This window comes from Streptomyces sp. NPDC015171, from assembly GCF_043079545.1.
Classification (GTDB): domain Bacteria; phylum Actinomycetota; class Actinomycetes; order Streptomycetales; family Streptomycetaceae; genus Streptomyces.
The window spans coordinates 379,552-397,933 of the sequence record NZ_JBIBUO010000003.1; the positions used below are offsets into that span (position 1 = coordinate 379,552).

Consider the following 18,382-nt stretch of genomic DNA (forward strand, 5'->3'; position numbering starts at 1 on the left):
CGCTGCCGGTTGACACATTGACGTGATGAGTAACACGGTCCGATATGTCCGTATTGCGGATACTTACTCACGGCGCCTTCACGTCGACCGGCATATGCTTCACAGCATGTCCACCACTGTTGAAGCCGTCTCCGAGCGATCGGCCGCGGAGGTCAACGAGGAGATCCGGGCCCTGTGGCGCCGGGCCGGCGGGACACTGACCACCGAGCAGCGCGCGCAGTACCAGCGCCTCGTGATGGAGTGGGCCGCCGCGTCCCCGCGGTCACGCCGGGCGGCCTGACCCGCCCGGTGCGGACCACGCGCCGCACCGCCCAGGGCACCTGTCAGCGCACGGGTGCCTTTCTCGTGGCCTCCCGCCCCGGCACCCCGCCGGGGCCGTGCCGTCGTTCCGTCAGCCCCATGTCGCCGAGTAGTGCCGCTGGTACGCCTTGCGGTCCTGCTCGGCCCGGATGTACCGGGTCGCCACCAGCGCGATCAGACTGCCCGCGATCACCAGCAGCCCCGGCCCGACGTTCCTCGTGTCCGTCAGCCGCGCCAGCAGCGTGCTGCCCCGCGACGCACCCGTGACCGGCGCCGAGGAGCCCGGCGAGGCCGAGCTGGGCGCCATCGCGCCCTGGTTCGCGCCCGAGGACGAGCCGCCCGCGGCGCCGCCCGCGCCCGGCGCCACGATCAGCCGGACCCCGAGCGCCGTCAGCGCCTTGGTCACCGGCTGGAAGAACGTCGTCCCGCCCGTCCTGCAGTCGCCGTTGCCGCCCGAGGTGACACCGAGCGCGACGCCCTCGGAGAACAGCGGACCGCCGCTGTCGCCCGGTTCGGCGCACACCGTGGTCTGGATCAGCCCGGTGACCGTCCCCTCGGGATAGTTCACCGTCGCGTTCAACGCGGTGACCTGGCCGTCGCGCAGACCGCTGGTGCTGCCGCTGCGGAACACCCGCTGCCCGACCGCCGGATCGGCGGACCCGGTGATCCGTACGCCCTTGCCGCCACCGACCGAGACGACGTCGGCGCCCGACCCGGCCGTGCCGCCGGCGTACTGCACGAGCGAGAAGTCGCTGCCGGGGAAGGAGCTGTTCACGGTCCTGCCGAGCTGCTGATCACCCTGGTTGTCGGCGAACCAGGTGGATCCGGCGGGCCCGCAGTGCCCGGCCGTGAGGATGAAGTCGGACTGCCCGTTGGTGACGTTGAACCCCGCCGAGCAGCGACCGCCGGTCGACAGGATCGGCAGCGCGCCGTTCAGCCGCGTGGTGAAGGCGCCCTTCGTCCGCTCCATGTGCACGAAGCCGCCGATCCTCGCGGCGACCCCGGTCAGCCGGGACCAGTCACCCGAGGACACCGTACGGTCCGCCGACACCATCACCCGGTTGGTCCGGTAGTCCACCGCCCACGCCGTACCCGGCACCCGCGGCGCCGAACCCAGGGTGGCCGTCGCCGACTTCAGCTCGTCCATGCTGTGCGGCACCATCTTCGGCTGGGCGCCGGCCCGCCGCACCGCCCGCGCCGCCGCCTCGTCGGTCACCGCCACGACCGGACGGCCGTCGGCGCCGACCCAGTTGCCCGCGGTGCGCGCGCCGCCGAGCCGCGACACCAGCGAGGCGCCGGTGTCCAGGGCACCCGCGGTGGAGCTGAGCGGCCGGCCGGAGGCCGGCGGGGTCTCGCCGGCCATGGCCGCCTGGGCGACCATCACACTCCCGGCGAGGAGTCCGCCGACCGCCGCCAGCCGTGTCACTCGCCGGACGACCCGTCGTCGTGCGTGCCGCATGCATGGCTCCCGAAGCCGAACCCGAACACGCGATGCCCCAACCGGCACCGCGCAGCCCCCCGATCGTCGGGGGTCCGCACCTCCATACGGCGCCCGGGCCGGCCGCGTTCACCTCCCGCCGGGCTCAGCCCTTGCGGGCCACCCCGCCGAACATCGCGACCTCCTCCGGCTGCGCCCCGTGGGCGTGCTCCGGCCGCCACCGCGAGCAGGACACCACCCCCGGCTCCAGCAGTTCGAGGCCGTCGAAGAACCGGGCCACGTCCTCGGGCCTGCGCTGGGTCAGCTTCGGCGTGCCGTGCTCGTTCCAGAACTTCACCGCCTCGTCCACGTCCGGCATCGACGGGCTGGTGATCGTGTGCGACAGCACCAGATGACTGCCGGCGGGCAGCCGCTCCGTCAACTGCCGCACCAGGCCGTACGGGTCCTCGTCGTCGCCGACGAAGATGACCACACCCAGCAGTATCAGAGCCACCGGCTCGCTGAAGTCCAGCGTCTTCGCCGCGTGTTCGAGGATCCCGTCGACATTGCGCAGGTCCTCGTCCAGGTAGTCGGTACGGCCCTGGGGCGTGCTGGTCAGCAGGGCGCGCGCGTGCGCGAGGACGAGCGGGTCGTTGTCGACGTACACGATCCGCGCGTCCGGCGCGATGCGCTGGGCCACCTCGTGCGTGTTGTCGGCGGTGGGCAGCCCGGTGCCGATGTCCAGGAACTGCCGGATGCCGACCTCGCCGACCAGATGGCGCACGGCACGGCCCAGGAAGAGCCGGTCGGCCCGCGCGTACTCCCCGATGCCCGGGTGCAGGCTGCGGATCTGGTCACCGGCCGCCCGGTCGACCTCGTAATTGTCCTTGCCGCCGAGCCAGTAGTTCCAGATCCGGGCGGTGTGCGGCTGGCTGGTGTTGATCCGGGCGCGCAGCGACGCGGCCACGTCGTTGGTGGCTGCCGGGTTGTCGGTCACGTGGGGTCAGCTCCTGGGATGCCTGATGCGATACCTGACGAGAGATACACCGTGCAGGACGCAATCTAGACGCCCGGGGCGCCCGGTGTGCGGCGGGCCGGGAGATGCGGATGCGGAAGGGGATCGTCAGATCGCGTTCCGCGTAGGCCGGTTGGGGAGCCGCCGCCCGTGGCGGTGCCCGTGGCGGGGGCGGAGGCGGGGGCGCGCGCCGGGGGAGTAGCTGCTGCCGGGGGCCGGTCGCGGGTCACGTGCGGCCGGTGTGCGCGCGTCGCCGTCCGGTGCTCCTCGGGCGGCGGTCCGCCTCCTAGACTGCGGACATGGACGACACACAGCTGGACCGGCTCGGCTCCGGCAAGTACCTGCTGGTCACCAGCTACCGCAAGAACGGCACCCCCGTCGCCACCCCGGTCTGGGTGGTCCGCGACGGCGCCACCCTCGGCGTGTGGACGGCCGCAGACAGCTGGAAGGTCAAGCGCATCCGGCGCCGCCCCGACGTCCTCGTCGGCCCCTGCGACCTGCGCGGCAACCCCACCGGCGATCAGATGCCGGCCACCGCCGAGATCACCGACCCGGCCACCAGCGCCCGCTACCGCACCCTCATCGCCCGCAAGTACGGCATCGTCGGCCGGCTCACCCTGCTGGGCAGCCGGCTGCGGCGCGGCACGGACGGCACGGTCGGCATCCGGGTGACCCTCGGAGGGTGAGGGCCACCCGGAACCCGCGTCCTACGACGCGTCCAGCACCGACCCGGACAGCTCGAGGCCGCCCGGCAGCGGCTTACCGGTGCGCAGGTCGATCTGCCGGAACCGCACCGACTCGGTGGACTCCCGGACCCGGTCCTTCACCGTCGGCACGGTGATGTCCCCGCTGGTACGGCCCGCCGGGATGTCCGTCCACAGATACAGCTCGGCCAGCTTGGACAGCGCGCGCTCCGGGTCGGGCTTCTCCGGGGTCATGCTCCGCAGCCAGGACGCCGGGACGTCCTTCGTGGACAGCTCGTGCGTCGCGGGCGCGACCTTGAACACCGCGCTCATGTCCACGTCCACCGCCTCGGACAGCGAGACCCGCCACTTCAGCGTCTTGCCCTCGGCCACCTCGCCGGCGACCGGCTCGACGGTCATCTTCGGCGCCGGGTCGTCGTCGTGGACGGTGATCCCGCCCCGGTAGGAGCCGACGACCGCACCGCGGACCGCCTTGACCAGCACGTCGTACGACACATCGGTGCCGTACCGCGTGTTGCCCTTCACCTCGACCGGCACATCCACGCCCTGACCGCCCGGACGCACCGTCACCAGCCGGTCCTTGGCCTTCCCGGTGGCCGGGTCGATGACGTACACCCGGACCTGACCGTCGCCGCCCCGGCCCGTGACCCGCACCGGGACCCGGTAGGTGCGCACGCCCGAGTCACCCTCGTCGACGGTCGTCCGGCCGACGTCCACGCGCGCCAGCTCCGCCGTCCGCACCGCGGGCGTCCCCGGCCGCCAGCCCCACGCGTCCATCAGCCAGGCCCGCCCCGACGCCGTACGCGACGTCAGTTCAAGGGACTTGACCGAACCCAGGTCGAGGCCGGCGCGGGTGGCCGCGGTCAGCGGCACCCGGATCTCCTGCGCCCAGTACGGCGCGTTCCGCTCACTGCCGGGCAGCCCGTCCATCCGGACCCGGCCGAGCTTCGCCTTCCGGCCGGCGGCGTCGGCCAGCGTCACGTCCAGCTGCGTACCGCGCGAGTTCGGCGGCACGAACAGCCGCAGCGCCAGCGCCTTGGAGCCGGTCAGCGACACCGGCTCGGCCGCGGTCACCCGCGCCGGGGCGCCGGTGCGGGTCCAGCGCAGCGCGATCGCCCGCCGGCCCGTCTCCCGGTCGGTCTCCCACTGCGCGAAGTGCGGCGAGGATCCCTTCGCCGAGCCGCCCAGGCAGGTCTTGGCCGGGCTCGGGTCCACGGCGGCGCACAGCTTGCCGCCGGTCACCGACACCCCGCCGTCCGGCAGGAAGCCGCCGCTCCGGCGGGCACCCACCGCATGGCTCAGCACTCGCGCCGGGTCCGCCGAGGGCGCCCGCTTCCCGGAACCGTCCAGCAGCGGCCGTACCCGGTCGTCCCCGCCGAGGAACAGCCGCGCCGCGGCGGCTATGTACGTCGATCCGGCGCGGTGCTGCTGGTCGGCGGTCAGCCGGGTCGCGGCCCGCTTGGCGCACACCGGGTCGTGGTGCTGCGGGTCGTCGGAGAAGTCGTCGTCGGCGGGCGCCGCGGCCTGGCCCGGCGTCCACTCCGAGTTGAAGTAGTTGTGGTTGGCGCCGATCACGTACACCGCGCTGTGCAGCGCCGTGCCGTTGCTGACCGCGCGCGTGCCGTCGACGTACACCTCGCCCTGGAGGTCGGAGACATCACCGTCGCAGCCCGGCAGGATCGTCACCGAGGGCACGTCGGGCACCGGGTTCTGACCGAAGACGGTCGGGCCGATGAGGACGGTGCCCCGGATGTTCCAGCGCACCGGCCCGTGATAGCCGTCCTGCTCGGCGGCCGGCGGGACGAGGCTGTCCAGCGCGGCCCGGTTGACGCCCTCGCCGCCCCGCGAGTGCCCGACCAGCAGTACCCGCGACAGATCGGCGCGGGGCGCCTCACGGACCACCTTCGGCGCGGTCTCGGGGTGCGCGGCCCAGTCGGCCCAGCGGGCCAGGTGCAGCCGCACCAGCGACGAGCGGGCCTGCGCGCCGCCGTCCTCCGCCGCGAAGTCCTGCCCGTTGATGCCGTTGGCCGAGACGGACACGGTCATATAGCCCTGGGAGGCGAGCAGCTTCTGGTCCCGCAGATAGCCGCGGTGGCTCGGCACCGGCTTGGTGCCCGCCTTGCAGGGCCAGTCACCGGTGATGTCCGTGCCCTTGTAGCAGGTGTAGTGACGGCCGTGCAGGAACAGCGCGAGGGGACGCTTGCCGGTCGCGCCGACCGGCGCGACGACCACCGCGCGCATCTCCACCGGCGCGGCGAAGCCCGGCAGCCGTACCGACTTCAGCCCGTACTCACCGGTCTTGGTGCGGTACGTGCCGGGCTTGCCCGGGTCCACACCGTTCGCCGGCAGCGGGGCGGGCAGCCGGGCCGCCGAAGTGCCGGCGCCCGCCTCCCGCGCGTCCAACCGCCGCCCGCCGGACCAGGCTTGCAGCCCGTCCAGCTCCGCCGCCCGCCGCCCGTCGAGCGGCAGCCGGAAGGTGTGCCCGTCGGCGCCGGGGCGCGGCACGCCCAACAGCTTTCCACCGGACCGGAATTCGACCCGGGCGTCGCCCATCGGCACCGGCCGGTCCGAACGCCACTCCAGCCGCGGCGCCGAGCCGTCACCGGCCACCCGCCATCCCGGCGGCAGCGGAACTCCGCTCCCGGCCGCCAACACCCCATCCCCTGCGAGCGGTTGGGAGTGGGCTACCGCCACCCCCGGGGATGCTCCCGCCACCGCGAGCAACGCGGCGGCGGTCACCCAAATGCGTCGGGCACGGACCACAGTTCCTCCTCGAACCCCGACCTCGGACGTCCCGGCCCTCCCGGGCGTCCCTCGGTTCCGGAGGATGAGATCCGGGGGCTATGGGTTGCCTGTGAAGGAAAGGTGATGGATCACATCGGGGAGGAGGGGGAGAGGGGAGGGGAAGCGAGTGGGGAGGAGGTGGCAGAGGCTGGGGTGAAGGGAGGGAGGGAGGAGAGGTGGCTGAGGAGAAGGAGGGGACGAAGGAGGGGGCGGCTGGCGGAGGCTCTGTGCGGTGGGGTTCGCCCATGTCCGCTCAGGACAGGGGGAGTTGAGCCCTGGCGGGCTCGGGGCGAGGGAACCGAGGCGCCTCCGTGTCCCGCAGTGTCCTGCTGTGTCCCGCCGCGTCCCTCCGTCTCCGTGTCCCGCCGTCTCCGTGGCCCACCGCAGTCAGGTCCAGGCGCCGTACGACTCCTCCACCAGCTGGAAGACCGGTTCGCTGCGCACCGGATCCTTGGCGGTGGACAGCCGGACCCGGTCACCGCTGTGGATCCCGACCGGCGGGCCCATGACCCGACCCCGGACGACGAACCCCTCGGCCATCTCGATCAGCGACACGTTCCTCGCCGCGGGGGTGTTGCGGTGCACCACGGAGGAGTGGCGGACCGTGCCGATGCCCTCGCTGCGCTCGGTGCTCAGCTCGCTGCCCTGGCACACCGGACACAGCAGCCGGTGGTACGTCGCGGTGCCGCACCAGGTGCAGCGCTGGAAGTGGATGGCGTCCTTGGAGTCCGCGACGACGGGATCGAGGACACCCGTCGCGGAACCGGCCGCCGAATGCGAGGTGCTTGCTGAGTGGTGGTACACGCTGGTCAACTCCCTGCGCTCGGCCGGAATCCCGCGTGCCCGGCGCAGACCGCGCACGCGTGCGCACGGTCGCGGTGCCACCGTGCACGCCGACAGGCTATGGCACTCAGTGTCACTCGTAAAGGCACTCCGTACCCGATATTGGTGCCGATCTGGTGTCTGCCGGGTCAGGCGGCGGTGTCACAGGTGCGGCGGTGCCGGGTGCGGTGGTGTGCGGGGTGCGGGGTGCGGCGGTGTCATGTGCGACCGAGCGTGGTCTCCAGTTCCTGCACCACCCGCCACAGCGGGGCGTCCCGGTGGGCCACCAGCACCACCACGTCCTCGGGCCGCCCCGGCCCCGACCCGCTGCCGGCCGTGCCCGCCCACGCGGACGCCGCAGACATCGCGGACACCGTGGACACGGCGGACGCCACCGGGACATCCGCCGACCGGCCGTACGTCGTCTGCACATATCCCAGCGCATGGTCGACGGCCGTGCCCGCGTCGCCGTCGCCGTCCGACCGCAGCCAGGAGCGCAGGGCGTTGTTGTGCGCGGCGACGACCGCCGCCGCGATCACATCGGCACGCAGCGTGCCGTCCGGCCGCCCCGCGTACCGCCCGCGCAGATACTCGGCGAGCGCGCGCTCGTAGCGCCACACCACCGACAGCTCATAGGCGCGCAGCCCCGGCACCTGCCGGGTGAGCCGATAGCGCTGCACGGAGAAGGTCGGGTTCTCGGCGTACATCCGCAGCACCAGCCGGGCCGCGTCGCACACCCGCCGCACCGGCTCGTGCTCCGGCCCGTCCTCCGTCTCGTGCTCCGCGCCGCCCGCGGCGAGAAAGGCGGTCATGTCGGCCAGGCAGCGCTCGTGGTCGGGGAAGACCACGTCCTCCTTGGAGGGGAAGTAGCGGAAGAACGAACGCCGGCCGACCCCGGCCAGGGCCACGATGTCGTCGACGGTGGTCTGCTCGTATCCGCGGTCCAGGAAGAGCCGGAAGGCCGCCGCCACCAGGGCGTCGCGGATCGGCGGCTTCGCGGCCGGTACCGCGCTGCTGGAGCTCATGGACGGGAACGTAGCATCCGGACCGAATTCCTGACACTCAGTGCAGCGAGAGCGCACTTCTGGGGGAACTGAGTGCTGTCGAGATCGCCATCCGAACATCGGAGCGATCGAATTGATTGGAACCGATCGATACGATGGTGCGCGTAGAGTAAGCGACTCGGGACCACCGTGCCCGGACCACTGCGCCAGGGGAGCCCCATGCGTCTGCACGTCGACCAGCGCCACGAGCGGGTGCTCGAACTCGTCCGGGAGCGCGGCAGCCTCCGCGTGGCCGAACTCGCGGCCGAACTCGGCGTCTCCGCAGTCACCCTGCGACGCGACGTGGAGACCCTCGCGGCCCAGGGCCGGGTACGGCGGCTGCACGGAGCGGTGGTCTGGCCGGGCGACCACACCCGGGCCACCGTCCCGGGCGCCGCCGGCCACGAGCGCACCGGGACCGCCGAAGGCGCCGTGATCGGCATGATCGTGCCGAGCACCGTGTCCATCTTCGCCGACATCGTGCGCGGCGCCCGCGAGGCCGTCGCCGCGCACGGCGGACGCCTCGTCCTCGGTGTCTCCGGCTATGTCGACACCGAGGACTCCGTGCAGGCGGAACACCTGATCGCGGGCGGTGCGCAGGGCCTGCTCGCGGCGCCCAGCTGGTTCGGCGGCGTGCCGGCCGACGGGCAGGAGAAGTGGCTCGTGGAGTGCGGTGTGCCCAGCGTCCTGGTCGAACGCTCGGCCCCGCCCGGCAACCCCGCGGCCGAGCTCGACCGGGTCCGCACCGACCGCGCGCACGGTGCCGCCGCGGCCGTCGGCCACTTCGCCGCCCTCGGCCACCGCCGCATCACCGCCGTCCTCCAGGAAGGCCCGCACGCCGCCCGGATCAGCGCCGGGTTCGAGGCCGCCGTCGGCGCCCGCGGCATCGACGTCGACCGCGGCGCCCCGAGCGTCCGCGAGCACGGCGACTACGAGGCGTCCGTCGACTACCTGGTCGAGGCCGTCCGCGAACGCGGCGTCACAGCCGCCCTCGTGCACAGCGACGAGGACGCCATCGTGCTCGTGCCCCGCCTCCAGGCGCGCGGCGTCCGAGTCCCCGACGACCTCGCCCTCATCGCCTACGACGACCAGGTCGCCGGACTCGCCGACGTCCCCCTCACCGCCGTCGCCCCGCCGACGCACGCGGTCGGCGAACTCGCAGCCAGACTGCTGCTGCGCCGCCTCGCCGAGCAGAGCGGTGACCGGCCCGCCGTGCCCCGCCAACACCTCGACCTCCTCCCGGAGTTGCGCATCCGCTCCTCCTGCGGCGGACGCGCCCCCGCCGGCCACTCCTGAACCAGTCCGCACGAACCGCTCATGAGGCGACCATAGAAGCGATCGTATTGATTATGTTGGTCGAACGCTCTTGACGCTGATCGGCTGCGCCCAAAAGATGTCCTCCGACCGCCTCTTCCCGTACGAGGTATCAGAGGAGCCGTGCCATGACGCGTTCGTCACGATCGTTCCGCACAGTCACCGCCGTCACCGTCGCCGCCCTGGGTCTGCTCGCCACCTCCTGCGGCAGCGGTGACGGTTCGACAGACACCGCGTCCGACGGCAAGCCGGTGACCATCGACTACTGGACCTGGACTCTCGGTGCCAAGTCGACCGTCGACGCGTTCAACAAGACCCACCGGGACATCAAGGTCAGATTCACCGAGATCCCCAGCGGCACCGAGGGCTACAGCAAACTGGCCAACGCGGTCAGGGCGGGCAACGCGCCCGACGTCGCCACGATCGAGTACCAGATGGTCCCCGAGTTCGCCAGCCAGGGCAATCTGATCGATCTGACCAAGTACGCCGGTGACACAGTCGAGACGAAATTCCCGAAGCCCGTGCAGTCCCTGGTGATCTTCGGCGGCCGCACCTGGACCGTCCCCTACGACGTCGCCCCCCAGCTCCTCTACTACCGCACCGACCTGTTCAAGAAGTACGGCATCACCGTCCCCAAGACCTGGGCCGAGTTCCGGCGGGCCGCCGAGAAGGTCGAGCAGCGGGACACGAGCGTCCGCCTCGCCTCCATCCCGAAGAACGACCCCGCCCTGCTGGCCGCTCTCGCCTGGCAGGCGGGCGGCAAGTGGTTCGGCACCCAGGGCGACGCCTGGCGGACCGGCGTGGACGACGCCGCCACCCGCAAGGTGACCGCGTACTGGGACGGTCTCGTCGAGGACGGCCTCGTGCAGACCTTCACCGGCTACAGCCCCGAGGAGACCAAGGCCCGTGCCCAGGGCAAGACGCTGGCCTTCCTCGGCGCCTCCTGGTCGGCCGGCGGCATGAAGACCGCCCTGCCCGACCTCAAGGGCAAGTGGGCCGCCGCCCCCATGCCGGACTGGGGCACCCCCGCCGCCGGCAACTACGGCGGCACCTCCTACGGCGTCCTCAAGGGCAGCGACCACGCCGAGGCCGCCACCGAGTTCATCACCTGGCTCACCACGGACAAGGCCGGCGTCGAAGCCCGGCTCGCCGACCTCCGGTCCCCGAGCAGCGCCCTGCCCGCCGCCCCCGGGATGCGCGCGGTCGCGGCGGCGAAGTTCGACACCGCCTACTTCAACGGCCAGGACCTCTACGCCCTCGCCTCACGACAGGCCGACACCATCCTCCCCGGCTGGACCTGGGGCCCCGACCAGATGGACGTCTACACCGCCATCCAGGACACCACCGCCAAGTCGGGTTTCACCGCAGGCGTCGAAGCCGGCCAGGACAAGGCACGGAGCGGCATCACCGACCGGGGCCTGAAGCTCGCACAGTGACTCCGGGCCGCGGGACGCCCCGGAGATCCCGGACCGCGTAGCCCGGCCTTGCTCGGAAGATCCCGCCCGTCACACCACGGGCCCAACCCCCGTCACCGGCCTCGGCATCCCACCACCTGCCGAGCGAATCCGCGACGGCTCCGTCCCGGTGCCCGTGCCCAACGCCATCACCTCACCCCGGGCAAGCGAACGGCCCGATCGGCCGGCATGGTCAGAACGGCCGGCATGGCCGGAACGGCCTGCATTGGCCGAACGATCCGCATGGGCGGAGCGATCCGCACGGTCCGCACGGACACACGTCACTTCCGGCCCGCCCCGCCTCTCGCCCTGCCCCACACCACAGGCCCCCACAGCACCCCGCCCTGCCGTCGCCCCGCCCCCGACCCCCGAGGAGCCGCCGTGTCAGCCCCCTCGGCCAGCCCCGCCGGCCCGCCGACCGGCCGTCACACCCCACGCCCCACCCCGGACCAGCCGGCCCCGGACCGCCCCGCACCGACCACCCCATCGACCTCGCCCGAACCGCCCCCGGACCAAGCTCCAAGCCCCCCAAGGCTCACCCGCATCCTCACCCACAAGCACAACCGTTCCCGTAGCCGTGCCCGTAGCCGTGGCCGCATCCGCGCCGGTAGCCGCAGTCGCAGCCAGGGCGGAGCCGTAGTTGTCCTCATCGCCCCGTTCTTCGTGCTGTTCGCCGTCGTCATGGTCGCGCCGATCGGATACGCGCTGTGGATGAGCCTGTTCCGGGAACGGTCCTCCGGGCTCGGCTTCGGCGGCACCCAGCGGGTGTTCGCCGGACTCGCCAACTACACCACCGCTCTCTCCGACGCCGGATTCCGCGCTTCCTTCGCGCACATCGCGCTCTACTGCGCCCTCTACATCCCGGTGATGATCGGCGGTTCGCTCGCGCTAGCACTGCTCGTCGATTCCGCACTCGCCCGAGCGCAACGGTTCTTCCAGCTGGCGCTCTTCCTGCCGCACGCGGTCCCCGGCCTGATCGCCTCGATCCTCTGGATCTACCTCTATACCCCGGGCCTGAGCCCCGTGCTCGACTCCCTCCAAACGGTCGGCCTCAGCTGGGACTTCTACGCGAACGATCACGTCCTGCTCTCGATGGTCAACCTGTCCGCCTGGCAGTGGACCGGCTACAACATGGTCATCTTCTACGCCGCCCTCCAGGCCGTACCGCGTGAAGTGATCGAAGCGGCCGTCATGGACGGCGCCGGTGCCCTGCGCACGGCCCTGCGCATCAAGATCCCCATGATCGCCTCGGCGATCGTCATGACCGTGCTGTTCACCTGCGTCGGCGCGATCCAGATCTTCACCGAGCCGAAGCTGCTCAACCAGCGCGGCGCCCCCTCGATCGACACCGCGTGGTCGCCGACCCTGTTCATCTGGAAAGCCGGCTTCGTCCAGCACGACTACGGCGTCGCCGCGGCCGGCTCCCTCCTGCTCGCCGCGCTCGGCATCGTCCTCTCCCTCATCGTGACCCGCCTCGGAAACCGCTGGAAGGCGGCGGCATGACCACCTTCACCCACCCCAGCCCCCACCCCGACCCCGCCCTCACTCCCGCCCCTGCGCGGAAGCCGTCCGCCGGCCGCCGCGCCCAGCCCGGCGCGCGCCGCCGCACCCCCGTGCCCACCCTGCTGTCCAAGGGCGTCGTCAACGGCCTGCTGGTCCTCGCCGCCTGCTACACCCTCATGCCGGTCAGCTGGCTGCTGATCGCCGCCACCAAGAACCACCGCGACCTCTTCGCCACCTCCGGCTTCGCGTTCGGCGACCTGAACCTGCTCGCCAACCTGCGGCACCTGGTCACTTTCGACGACGGCATCTACCTGCGCTGGTTCGGCAACAGCGTCCTCTACTCCGTCGTCGGCTCCGCCGCGTCCAGCCTCATCTGCGTCGCCACCGGATACGCCTTCGACAAATACGACTTCCTGGGCAAGGAGAAGCTGTTCGGGCTGGTCCTGGGAGGCGTCCTCGTCCCCGGCACCGTCATCCAGCTGCCCATGTACCTGCTCGCCACCAAGGCCGGCATCGTCAACACCTACGCGGCCCTGCTGCTGCCCGCCTTGGTCAACCCGTTCGGCGTCTACCTCGCCCGGGTCTTCTCCGAGGGCTACGTGCCGGACGAGGTGCTGGAGGCCGCCCGGGTCGACGGAGCCGGTGAACTGCGCACCTTCGCCCGGATAGGACTGCCCATGCTGGCCCCCGGCTTCATGACGATCTTCCTGTTCTCCTTCACCGCCAGCTGGAACAACTTCTTCGGCGCGCTCGTCATGCTCAACGACGATCACCTCTACCCGGTCAACCTGGGCCTGTTCATGTGGAACAGCGTCACCCAGCAGCAGCCGGAGTACTACGCGCTCGTGATCACCGGCTCGCTCGTGGCCGTCCTCCCCCTGCTCGCCGCGTTCGTCTGCCTCCAGCGCTTCTGGCGCTCCGGACTGACCGCCGGCGCGGTGAAGTGAAGGTGACCGACTCTGTGACCCCCACCGGCCCCCACTATCACTCCCACCCCCACCCCGGCTCTCACTCCCACCCCAACTCCCACTCCCGCCCCCGCACCGTCCTCGCCATGGGCACCGACATCCACCGCACCCTGCTCACCGACGGCCACCTCGATCGGCTCCACACCGTCGCCCAGGTCGACACGACCACGACGATCAGCACGATCACCCCGCTCACCCACTCCGCCCCGACGCTCACCGGCACCGATACCGCCGCGACGCTCACCGATACCGCCCTGACGCTCACCGGCACCGCCCCGTCCCTCACCGACTCCGACCCGGCGCTCACCGTCCGCCTCGCCCATGCCGAAGTGCTCTTCACCCACTGGGGAGCGCCCCCGCTCACCGAGGACGTTCTGCACCGCATGCCCCGGCTGCGCGCAGTCGTCCACGCGGCCGGCTCCGTCAAGCACCATGTCACCGAAGCCGTCTGGAAGCGCGGCATCACCGTGTCCTCGGCGGCCGAGGCCAACGCCGTGCCGGTCGCCGAATTCACCCTCGCCGCCATCCTGTTCGCGGGCAAACGGGTCGTCGACGTCGCCCGCGCCTACGGCCGCACCCGCACCCCGCCCGCCCTCCTGCCGTACTACCGCGGACACGGCAACTACCGGCGCACCATCGGCGTCGTCGGCGCCTCCCGGGTCGGCCGCCGCGTCCTCGGCCTGCTCCGCCCGTTCGACCTGCACGTCCTGCTGCACGACCCCTACGTCGACCCCGCCGAGGCCCGCGCCCTGGGAGCCGAACCCGCCGGCCTGGACGAACTCGCCGCCCGCAGTGACGTGGTGACCATCCACGCGCCCCAACTCCCCGAGACCCGGCACATGTTCGACGCCCGCCGCCTGGCCCTCCTCAAGGACGGCGCGACCCTCGTCAACACCGCCCGCGGCTCCCTGGTCGACACCGACGCCCTCACCCCGCACCTGATCACCGGCCGCCTCGGCGCCGTACTCGATGTCACCGAACCCGACACACCACCCCCCGGCTCCCCCCTCTACACACTCCCCAACGTCCTGCTCACCCCCCACATCGCCGGCTCGCTCGGCAACGAACTGGGCCGCATGACCGACTGGGCCATCGACGAGGTCGCCCGCTACGCCCACGGACTGCCCTTCGCCCACGGCGTCGGCCCCGAGGAACTGACCCGATCTGCATAGGACGCCCCGCGAGCCCCTCCTCGCACGGTGTGCGTCACCCCGCGTGCCGACACACCCTAAGCCTGTGAGGAGTGCGACGCACACGTCACCGGGGCCGCCGCGCGCGTCCTCGCCGAGGACGACGCGGACGCCTCCTGCGTCGACCCCGGCGCACCCGACAAGACCGCGCACGTCCACGGCCGCGCCGACGCCTACGAGACATCCGTGCGCCGCGCGGACACCCGCCTCGGCCGGCCGCTCCGCCGCGCCGACACCCGCCTCGGCCGGCCGCTCGCCGCCGTACGCTCCCGGCCCGCCCGCGCCGAGGGGGAGCGGACGTTCCTGGTCGTCACCGACCACGGGCATGCAGCGGCTGGCGGCGGGGCCGCCGGGCGGCCCCGGCGGCCGGTCCGCCGCCCAGCGCACCGCCTGGCTGGCCGCCGGGGAGCGGACGGGGCGTTGCCGGGGGTGGCCGAAGGCCCCCGTACCCTGCGGCGTAACCTTTCTGCACCGCCGCCGACGCCGGCTCCGCACCGCCGCCGACGCCGGCCCCGCACCACCGCCGACATCGGCCCCGCACCGCCGCCGCGCCGTACCCCGAGGAGACCCTCCATGGCCGCCGCCCGCCCCCGCCTGCTCTACGTCACCGACCTGGCGTACCAGGCCCGCGGGCGCCGCTACTGCGACGAGGACATCCACCTCACCTCCCGGCTGCGCGCCCACTTCGACCTGGCCCTGTGCCATCCGCTGGACGCGGCGGCCCTGATGGACGGCTTCGACGCCGTCGTCGTCCGCAACAGCGGCCCCGTCCTCGGCTACCAGCGCGCCTACGACGACTTCCGCGCCCACGCGCTCGCCACCGGAGCCCGGGTGTACAACCCGCTCACCGGGAAGGCGGACATGGCCGGCAAGCAGTACCTGCTCGATCTGACCGCCGCCGGCTTCCCGGTGATCGAGACGGTGGACCGTGTCGAGGACCTGCACCTGCTGCCGGCCGCCGAGCGGTACGTGGTCAAGCCGAAGCTGGGCGCCGACTCCCTCGGCCTGCGGATCGTCCCCGGCGCCCGGCTCGCCGGACTCACCGGCGGCGACGTCCTGATCCAGCCCTGCGTCGACTTCGCCTACGAGGTGTCCTTCTACTTCGTCGACGACGACTTCCAGTACGCCCTGTACGCCCCCGACCCCGAGCGCCGCTGGGAGCTGAGCCCCTACCGGGCCACCGCCGCCGACCTGGAGTTCGCCCGCCGCTTCATCGACTGGAACGACCTCGGTTGCGGCATCCAGCGCGTCGACGCCTGCCGCGTCCCCGACGGCGGCCTGCTGCTGGTCGAACTGGAGGACCTCAACCCCTACCTGTCCCTGCACGCGCTGCCCGAGGACGCCCGGGACGCCTTCGTCACCGCGTTCACCGCCTCCCTGAACCGCTTCGCGCAGGGAGCGCTCAGCCCAGCCTGACCATGATCCGCTGGGTGGCCCCCGCCGTACCCGTCAGATCGCCGAACACCAGGGTCAGCGCGGCACCGGTGGCGGCCGAGGCGACGGTGGCCGGGGCGGACACCACGGCCGTGACCGCCCGGCGCCAGATCAGGGTCAGACTCGTGCGCATACGCGTAGGATCGCTCACCGCGATCACAGCGGTCCCGTCGCCCTTCTCGCTGATCATCACGGAGCATGGACCACTCGAGGTGAGCGTTCCGACCGTTCCGCCGGACCAGAAGTTCACCCCGGTGAAGCCGAGCGATGTGACCGTCACCCCTTGCTGGTCGTCCGTGTTGGCGAGCACGGTCACCCACCCGGTGTCGTCGGCGCGCGCCCGGGTGCGGTCGGCCGTCGCTCCCGGCAGCAGCAGATAGGCATAGGCCGCGCCCACGGGGTCGGTGCCGTGATCGACGTACAGGGTCAGGTACTTGCGGGTCAGTACGGTGCTCGCCCCGCCCTTGTTGACGGCGCTCCAGCTGCCGTCGCGGGCCTCGCGCAGCGCCCGCACGGTCGCTCCGCCCGGGAAGACATAGCCGCCGTGGCCGCCGAGGTGCGCCCAGCGGGCTCCGGCGAGCGTCCGTGACCAGGGGGAGGCGGTGGGCTCGGCCGTGCCGTCCACCGTGAACGGAGCGCCACCGGTGGGACCGAGGTTGCGGTTCTCCACCGTCGTCTCCACGGCCGTGCCGTCCGCGCAGGAGATGCCCGCGCCGAGGCAGGCGACGGTGTCGTCCAGGAAGAACCACGACTTCTTCGCGAGGAGCGTCGACCGCAGGCCCTTCAGATACTGCCCGACGGCGGCCCGCTGCCCGTCGCTCGCCCCGCCCACCCAGTTCACGTCCGGCCTCGCCGCCCCCCAGTCACCGCCCGCCGCGTCCGCGAGGACCAGGCGGGAGACGGTCGTGCCCGGCAGCCGGTACGGGTCGACGGTGGGCCAGAACGCGTCGCTGTACTGGCCGTTGGCGAACGTGTCGCCCCACCAGTAGAGCATCCCCGCACCCGTGTGCCAGCCGCGCAGGTTCTCGCCGTTGCCCGTCTCGTAGTAGGTGATCCGGCGGTCCGCCATGCTCAGCGCGGCCGACCAGCCGGGCCCGCGGTGGGTGGCCCGCGCCATGCACGGGAACAGCCGGTGCCCGGCCGGCTCGGCGAGCGCCGGCACCGACCCGTCGCCCCGCACGCCCATGAGCCGGGCCAGATGCGGCAGGCCCAGCACCGGGTCGGCTAGCGGCGGGCTGTAGTAGTCACGCAGCATCCAGCCCTTCACCAGGCCTCGCCAGCGCGCGTTCTCCGCCGCGCTCGCGCCCTGCCCGAGCAGCACGATCGACGCGAGGATCGGATGGCCGCGCAGATGGTCGTCCTGCTGGACCTGCTGCGGATCGGCGGCGGCGAGCCCCCGGCTGACCGCCCGGCCCGCCACCCCGTCCATGACCAGCCCGTTGTAGAGGAACGGCGCCCAGGCGCGCTCCACCGCGTCGAACACGAGCTGCCGCCGCGGATCCGTCACCTCCCACCCGGAGCCCGCCAGCAGCGCGAACAGCAGACCCAGCCCGCCGAGCAGCACCGACCCGTACGAACCGGTGTACGGCACCGACGTGTGCTGCACGAAGGAACCGTCGGCGTACAGGCCGTCCCCGGACGTGACGTACGGGAAGACGGGCGAGAGGGCGTCACGGGCCAGCGCCACCTTGGCCGCGCTCGCCCCGACGACCCCGCGCAGCGCCAGCACCCGGCACAGGTCCACCCGGTTCGCACCCGTACTGGTCCCGCTGTAGCTCGACACCGCCGAGTCGGGGACGAAGTGGTCCACCGCGGCGAGGTATCCCGCCAGCTGCCCGGCCGACAGCGCGTCGTAGAGCAGTACGCACACGTCGAGCAGCGCCTGCGGCGCACCGATCTGCCAGCTGTACCAGTTGCCGTACCGGGCCTGGCCCGCGTGGTAGACGTCGTCGTGCAGATGGTCGAGCCCGGCCACGATCGCGTCCCGCAGGCCCGGATCGCCGGTCAGGCCGGTACCGGGCTGGCAGTAGGCCTGCGCGAGCGTGCTCAGCCGGGTGTAACTGGTGTTCATGTTGCCCGAGTAGCCGTACGACTCCTGGTCCGTGTCCGGCTCCGGGTCGGCGTACACCAGGTCCGGCCACAGGGAGCCCGGCGCCGGGGCCATGGCGGCGAGGTACCCGCTCGCCGTGCCGCCCAGGTCGGCCAGCCGGGACCGGAACGGCTCGACGGCGGGAACGAAGCCCTCGCCGAGGATCAGGGTGCGCCACTTCGCCCGGAGCGAGGCGAACGCGTCCGGCACGGCGGACGCCTGGGAAGTGCCGAGTCCCAGGGCGACGGCGCCGCCGGAACCGGCGGCCAGAAACGCACGACGTGACCAAGTACGTGACCGGGGAGTCGTCATGACGGCGGTTTCTAGCATGCACTCGCTCAAACG

At 72.4% G+C, this 18,382-nt stretch carries 14 protein-coding genes; 8 read left to right on the forward strand and 6 right to left on the reverse strand.

Annotated features, from left to right (window positions below):
• Window positions 1-94: 94 nt before the first annotated feature.
• The gene (locus tag ACF073_RS09910; RefSeq protein WP_392068133.1) at window positions 95-280 is read left to right on the forward strand and encodes a hypothetical protein; all 186 of its coding nucleotides are present in this window, start codon (window positions 95-97) and stop codon (window positions 278-280) included.
• A gap of 111 nt (window positions 281-391) precedes the next feature.
• Here the strand turns inward: ACF073_RS09910 and ACF073_RS09915 are convergent, their stop codons facing one another.
• Both ACF073_RS09915 and ACF073_RS09920 read right to left on the reverse strand, forming a co-directional pair.
• Window positions 392-1,759 (reverse strand): S1 family peptidase, encoded by a 1,368-nt coding sequence (locus ACF073_RS09915; RefSeq protein WP_392068135.1) that lies wholly within the window; start codon window positions 1,757-1,759, stop codon window positions 392-394.
• Between the two features lie 124 nt (window positions 1,760-1,883).
• Complete coding sequence (locus ACF073_RS09920) at window positions 1,884-2,714, reverse strand: SAM-dependent methyltransferase (protein WP_392068137.1); 831 nt, start codon at window positions 2,712-2,714, stop codon at window positions 1,884-1,886.
• 317 nt (window positions 2,715-3,031) lie between these two features.
• Here ACF073_RS09920 and ACF073_RS09925 point away from each other — a divergent pair, with 317 nt between their 5' ends.
• Window positions 3,032-3,418 carry a PPOX class F420-dependent oxidoreductase gene (locus ACF073_RS09925; RefSeq protein ID WP_392068139.1) on the forward strand — a complete coding sequence of 129 codons (387 nt, stop codon included), beginning with the start codon at window positions 3,032-3,034 and terminating at the stop codon, window positions 3,416-3,418.
• A gap of 21 nt (window positions 3,419-3,439) precedes the next feature.
• Here the strand turns inward: ACF073_RS09925 and ACF073_RS09930 are convergent, their stop codons facing one another.
• The 3 genes from ACF073_RS09930 to ACF073_RS09940 all read right to left on the reverse strand — a co-directional run bounded on the left by ACF073_RS09930 (window position 3,440) and on the right by ACF073_RS09940 (window position 8,067).
• Complete coding sequence (locus ACF073_RS09930; RefSeq protein ID WP_392068141.1) at window positions 3,440-6,199, reverse strand: alpha/beta hydrolase family protein; 2,760 nt, start codon at window positions 6,197-6,199, stop codon at window positions 3,440-3,442.
• 408 nt (window positions 6,200-6,607) lie between these two features.
• Window positions 6,608-7,024 carry a Zn-ribbon domain-containing OB-fold protein gene (locus ACF073_RS09935; protein WP_392068911.1) on the reverse strand — a complete coding sequence of 139 codons (417 nt, stop codon included), beginning with the start codon at window positions 7,022-7,024 and terminating at the stop codon, window positions 6,608-6,610.
• 236 nt (window positions 7,025-7,260) lie between these two features.
• On the reverse strand, window positions 7,261-8,067 hold the full coding sequence (locus ACF073_RS09940; RefSeq protein ID WP_392068142.1) for a TetR family transcriptional regulator: 807 nt from the start codon (window positions 8,065-8,067) through the stop codon (window positions 7,261-7,263).
• A gap of 198 nt (window positions 8,068-8,265) precedes the next feature.
• On the opposite strand from ACF073_RS09940, the gene ACF073_RS09945 reads away from it, so the two are divergent.
• From ACF073_RS09945 to ACF073_RS09970, 6 genes are all read left to right on the forward strand, one after another.
• Window positions 8,266-9,381, forward strand: a complete 1,116-nt coding sequence (locus tag ACF073_RS09945) for a substrate-binding domain-containing protein (protein WP_392068145.1) — start codon at window positions 8,266-8,268, stop codon at window positions 9,379-9,381.
• A 146-nt stretch (window positions 9,382-9,527) separates the two neighbouring features.
• Window positions 9,528-10,835, forward strand: coding sequence for an ABC transporter substrate-binding protein (locus tag ACF073_RS09950; protein ID WP_392068147.1), 1,308 nt, complete (start codon window positions 9,528-9,530; stop codon window positions 10,833-10,835).
• 699 nt (window positions 10,836-11,534) lie between these two features.
• On the forward strand, window positions 11,535-12,356 hold the full coding sequence (locus ACF073_RS09955) for a carbohydrate ABC transporter permease (protein WP_392068913.1): 822 nt from the start codon (window positions 11,535-11,537) through the stop codon (window positions 12,354-12,356).
• Window positions 12,353-13,303 carry a carbohydrate ABC transporter permease gene (locus tag ACF073_RS09960; protein ID WP_392068148.1) on the forward strand — a complete coding sequence of 317 codons (951 nt, stop codon included), beginning with the start codon at window positions 12,353-12,355 and terminating at the stop codon, window positions 13,301-13,303. The genes ACF073_RS09955 and ACF073_RS09960 overlap by 4 nt, the downstream gene beginning before the upstream one ends.
• Before the next feature lie 107 nt (window positions 13,304-13,410).
• Complete coding sequence (locus ACF073_RS09965) at window positions 13,411-14,496, forward strand: hydroxyacid dehydrogenase (protein ID WP_392068915.1); 1,086 nt, start codon at window positions 13,411-13,413, stop codon at window positions 14,494-14,496.
• Window positions 14,497-15,087: 591 nt separating this feature from the next.
• Window positions 15,088-15,930: a hypothetical protein gene (locus ACF073_RS09970; RefSeq protein WP_392068151.1), complete on the forward strand. Its 843-nt coding sequence runs from the start codon at window positions 15,088-15,090 to the stop codon at window positions 15,928-15,930.
• Here ACF073_RS09970 and ACF073_RS09975 read toward each other — a convergent pair.
• Window positions 15,917-18,349 carry a polysaccharide lyase 8 family protein gene (locus tag ACF073_RS09975; RefSeq protein ID WP_392068153.1) on the reverse strand — a complete coding sequence of 811 codons (2,433 nt, stop codon included), beginning with the start codon at window positions 18,347-18,349 and terminating at the stop codon, window positions 15,917-15,919. The two genes, ACF073_RS09970 and ACF073_RS09975, sit on opposite strands and share 14 nt — an antisense overlap.
• Between the last annotated feature and the right edge of the window lie 33 nt (window positions 18,350-18,382).

Coding starts and splice junctions, on each gene's coding strand:
- ACF073_RS09940 (WP_392068142.1), bottom strand. CDS start 8,067: ATGAGCTCCAGCAGCGCGGTACCGGCCGCGAAGCCGCCGATCCGCGAC.
- ACF073_RS09950 (WP_392068147.1), top strand. CDS start 9,528: ATGACGCGTTCGTCACGATCGTTCCGCACAGTCACCGCCGTCACCGTC.
- ACF073_RS09960 (WP_392068148.1), top strand. CDS start 12,353: ATGACCACCTTCACCCACCCCAGCCCCCACCCCGACCCCGCCCTCACT.
- ACF073_RS09945 (WP_392068145.1), top strand. CDS start 8,266: ATGCGTCTGCACGTCGACCAGCGCCACGAGCGGGTGCTCGAACTCGTC.
- ACF073_RS09915 (WP_392068135.1), bottom strand. CDS start 1,759: ATGCGGCACGCACGACGACGGGTCGTCCGGCGAGTGACACGGCTGGCG.
- ACF073_RS09955 (WP_392068913.1), top strand. CDS start 11,535: ATGGTCGCGCCGATCGGATACGCGCTGTGGATGAGCCTGTTCCGGGAA.
- ACF073_RS09965 (WP_392068915.1), top strand. CDS start 13,411: ATGGGCACCGACATCCACCGCACCCTGCTCACCGACGGCCACCTCGAT.
- ACF073_RS09975 (WP_392068153.1), bottom strand. CDS start 18,349: ATGACGACTCCCCGGTCACGTACTTGGTCACGTCGTGCGTTTCTGGCC.
- ACF073_RS09925 (WP_392068139.1), top strand. CDS start 3,032: ATGGACGACACACAGCTGGACCGGCTCGGCTCCGGCAAGTACCTGCTG.
- ACF073_RS09910 (WP_392068133.1), top strand. CDS start 95: ATGCTTCACAGCATGTCCACCACTGTTGAAGCCGTCTCCGAGCGATCG.
- ACF073_RS09970 (WP_392068151.1), top strand. CDS start 15,088: ATGGCCGCCGCCCGCCCCCGCCTGCTCTACGTCACCGACCTGGCGTAC.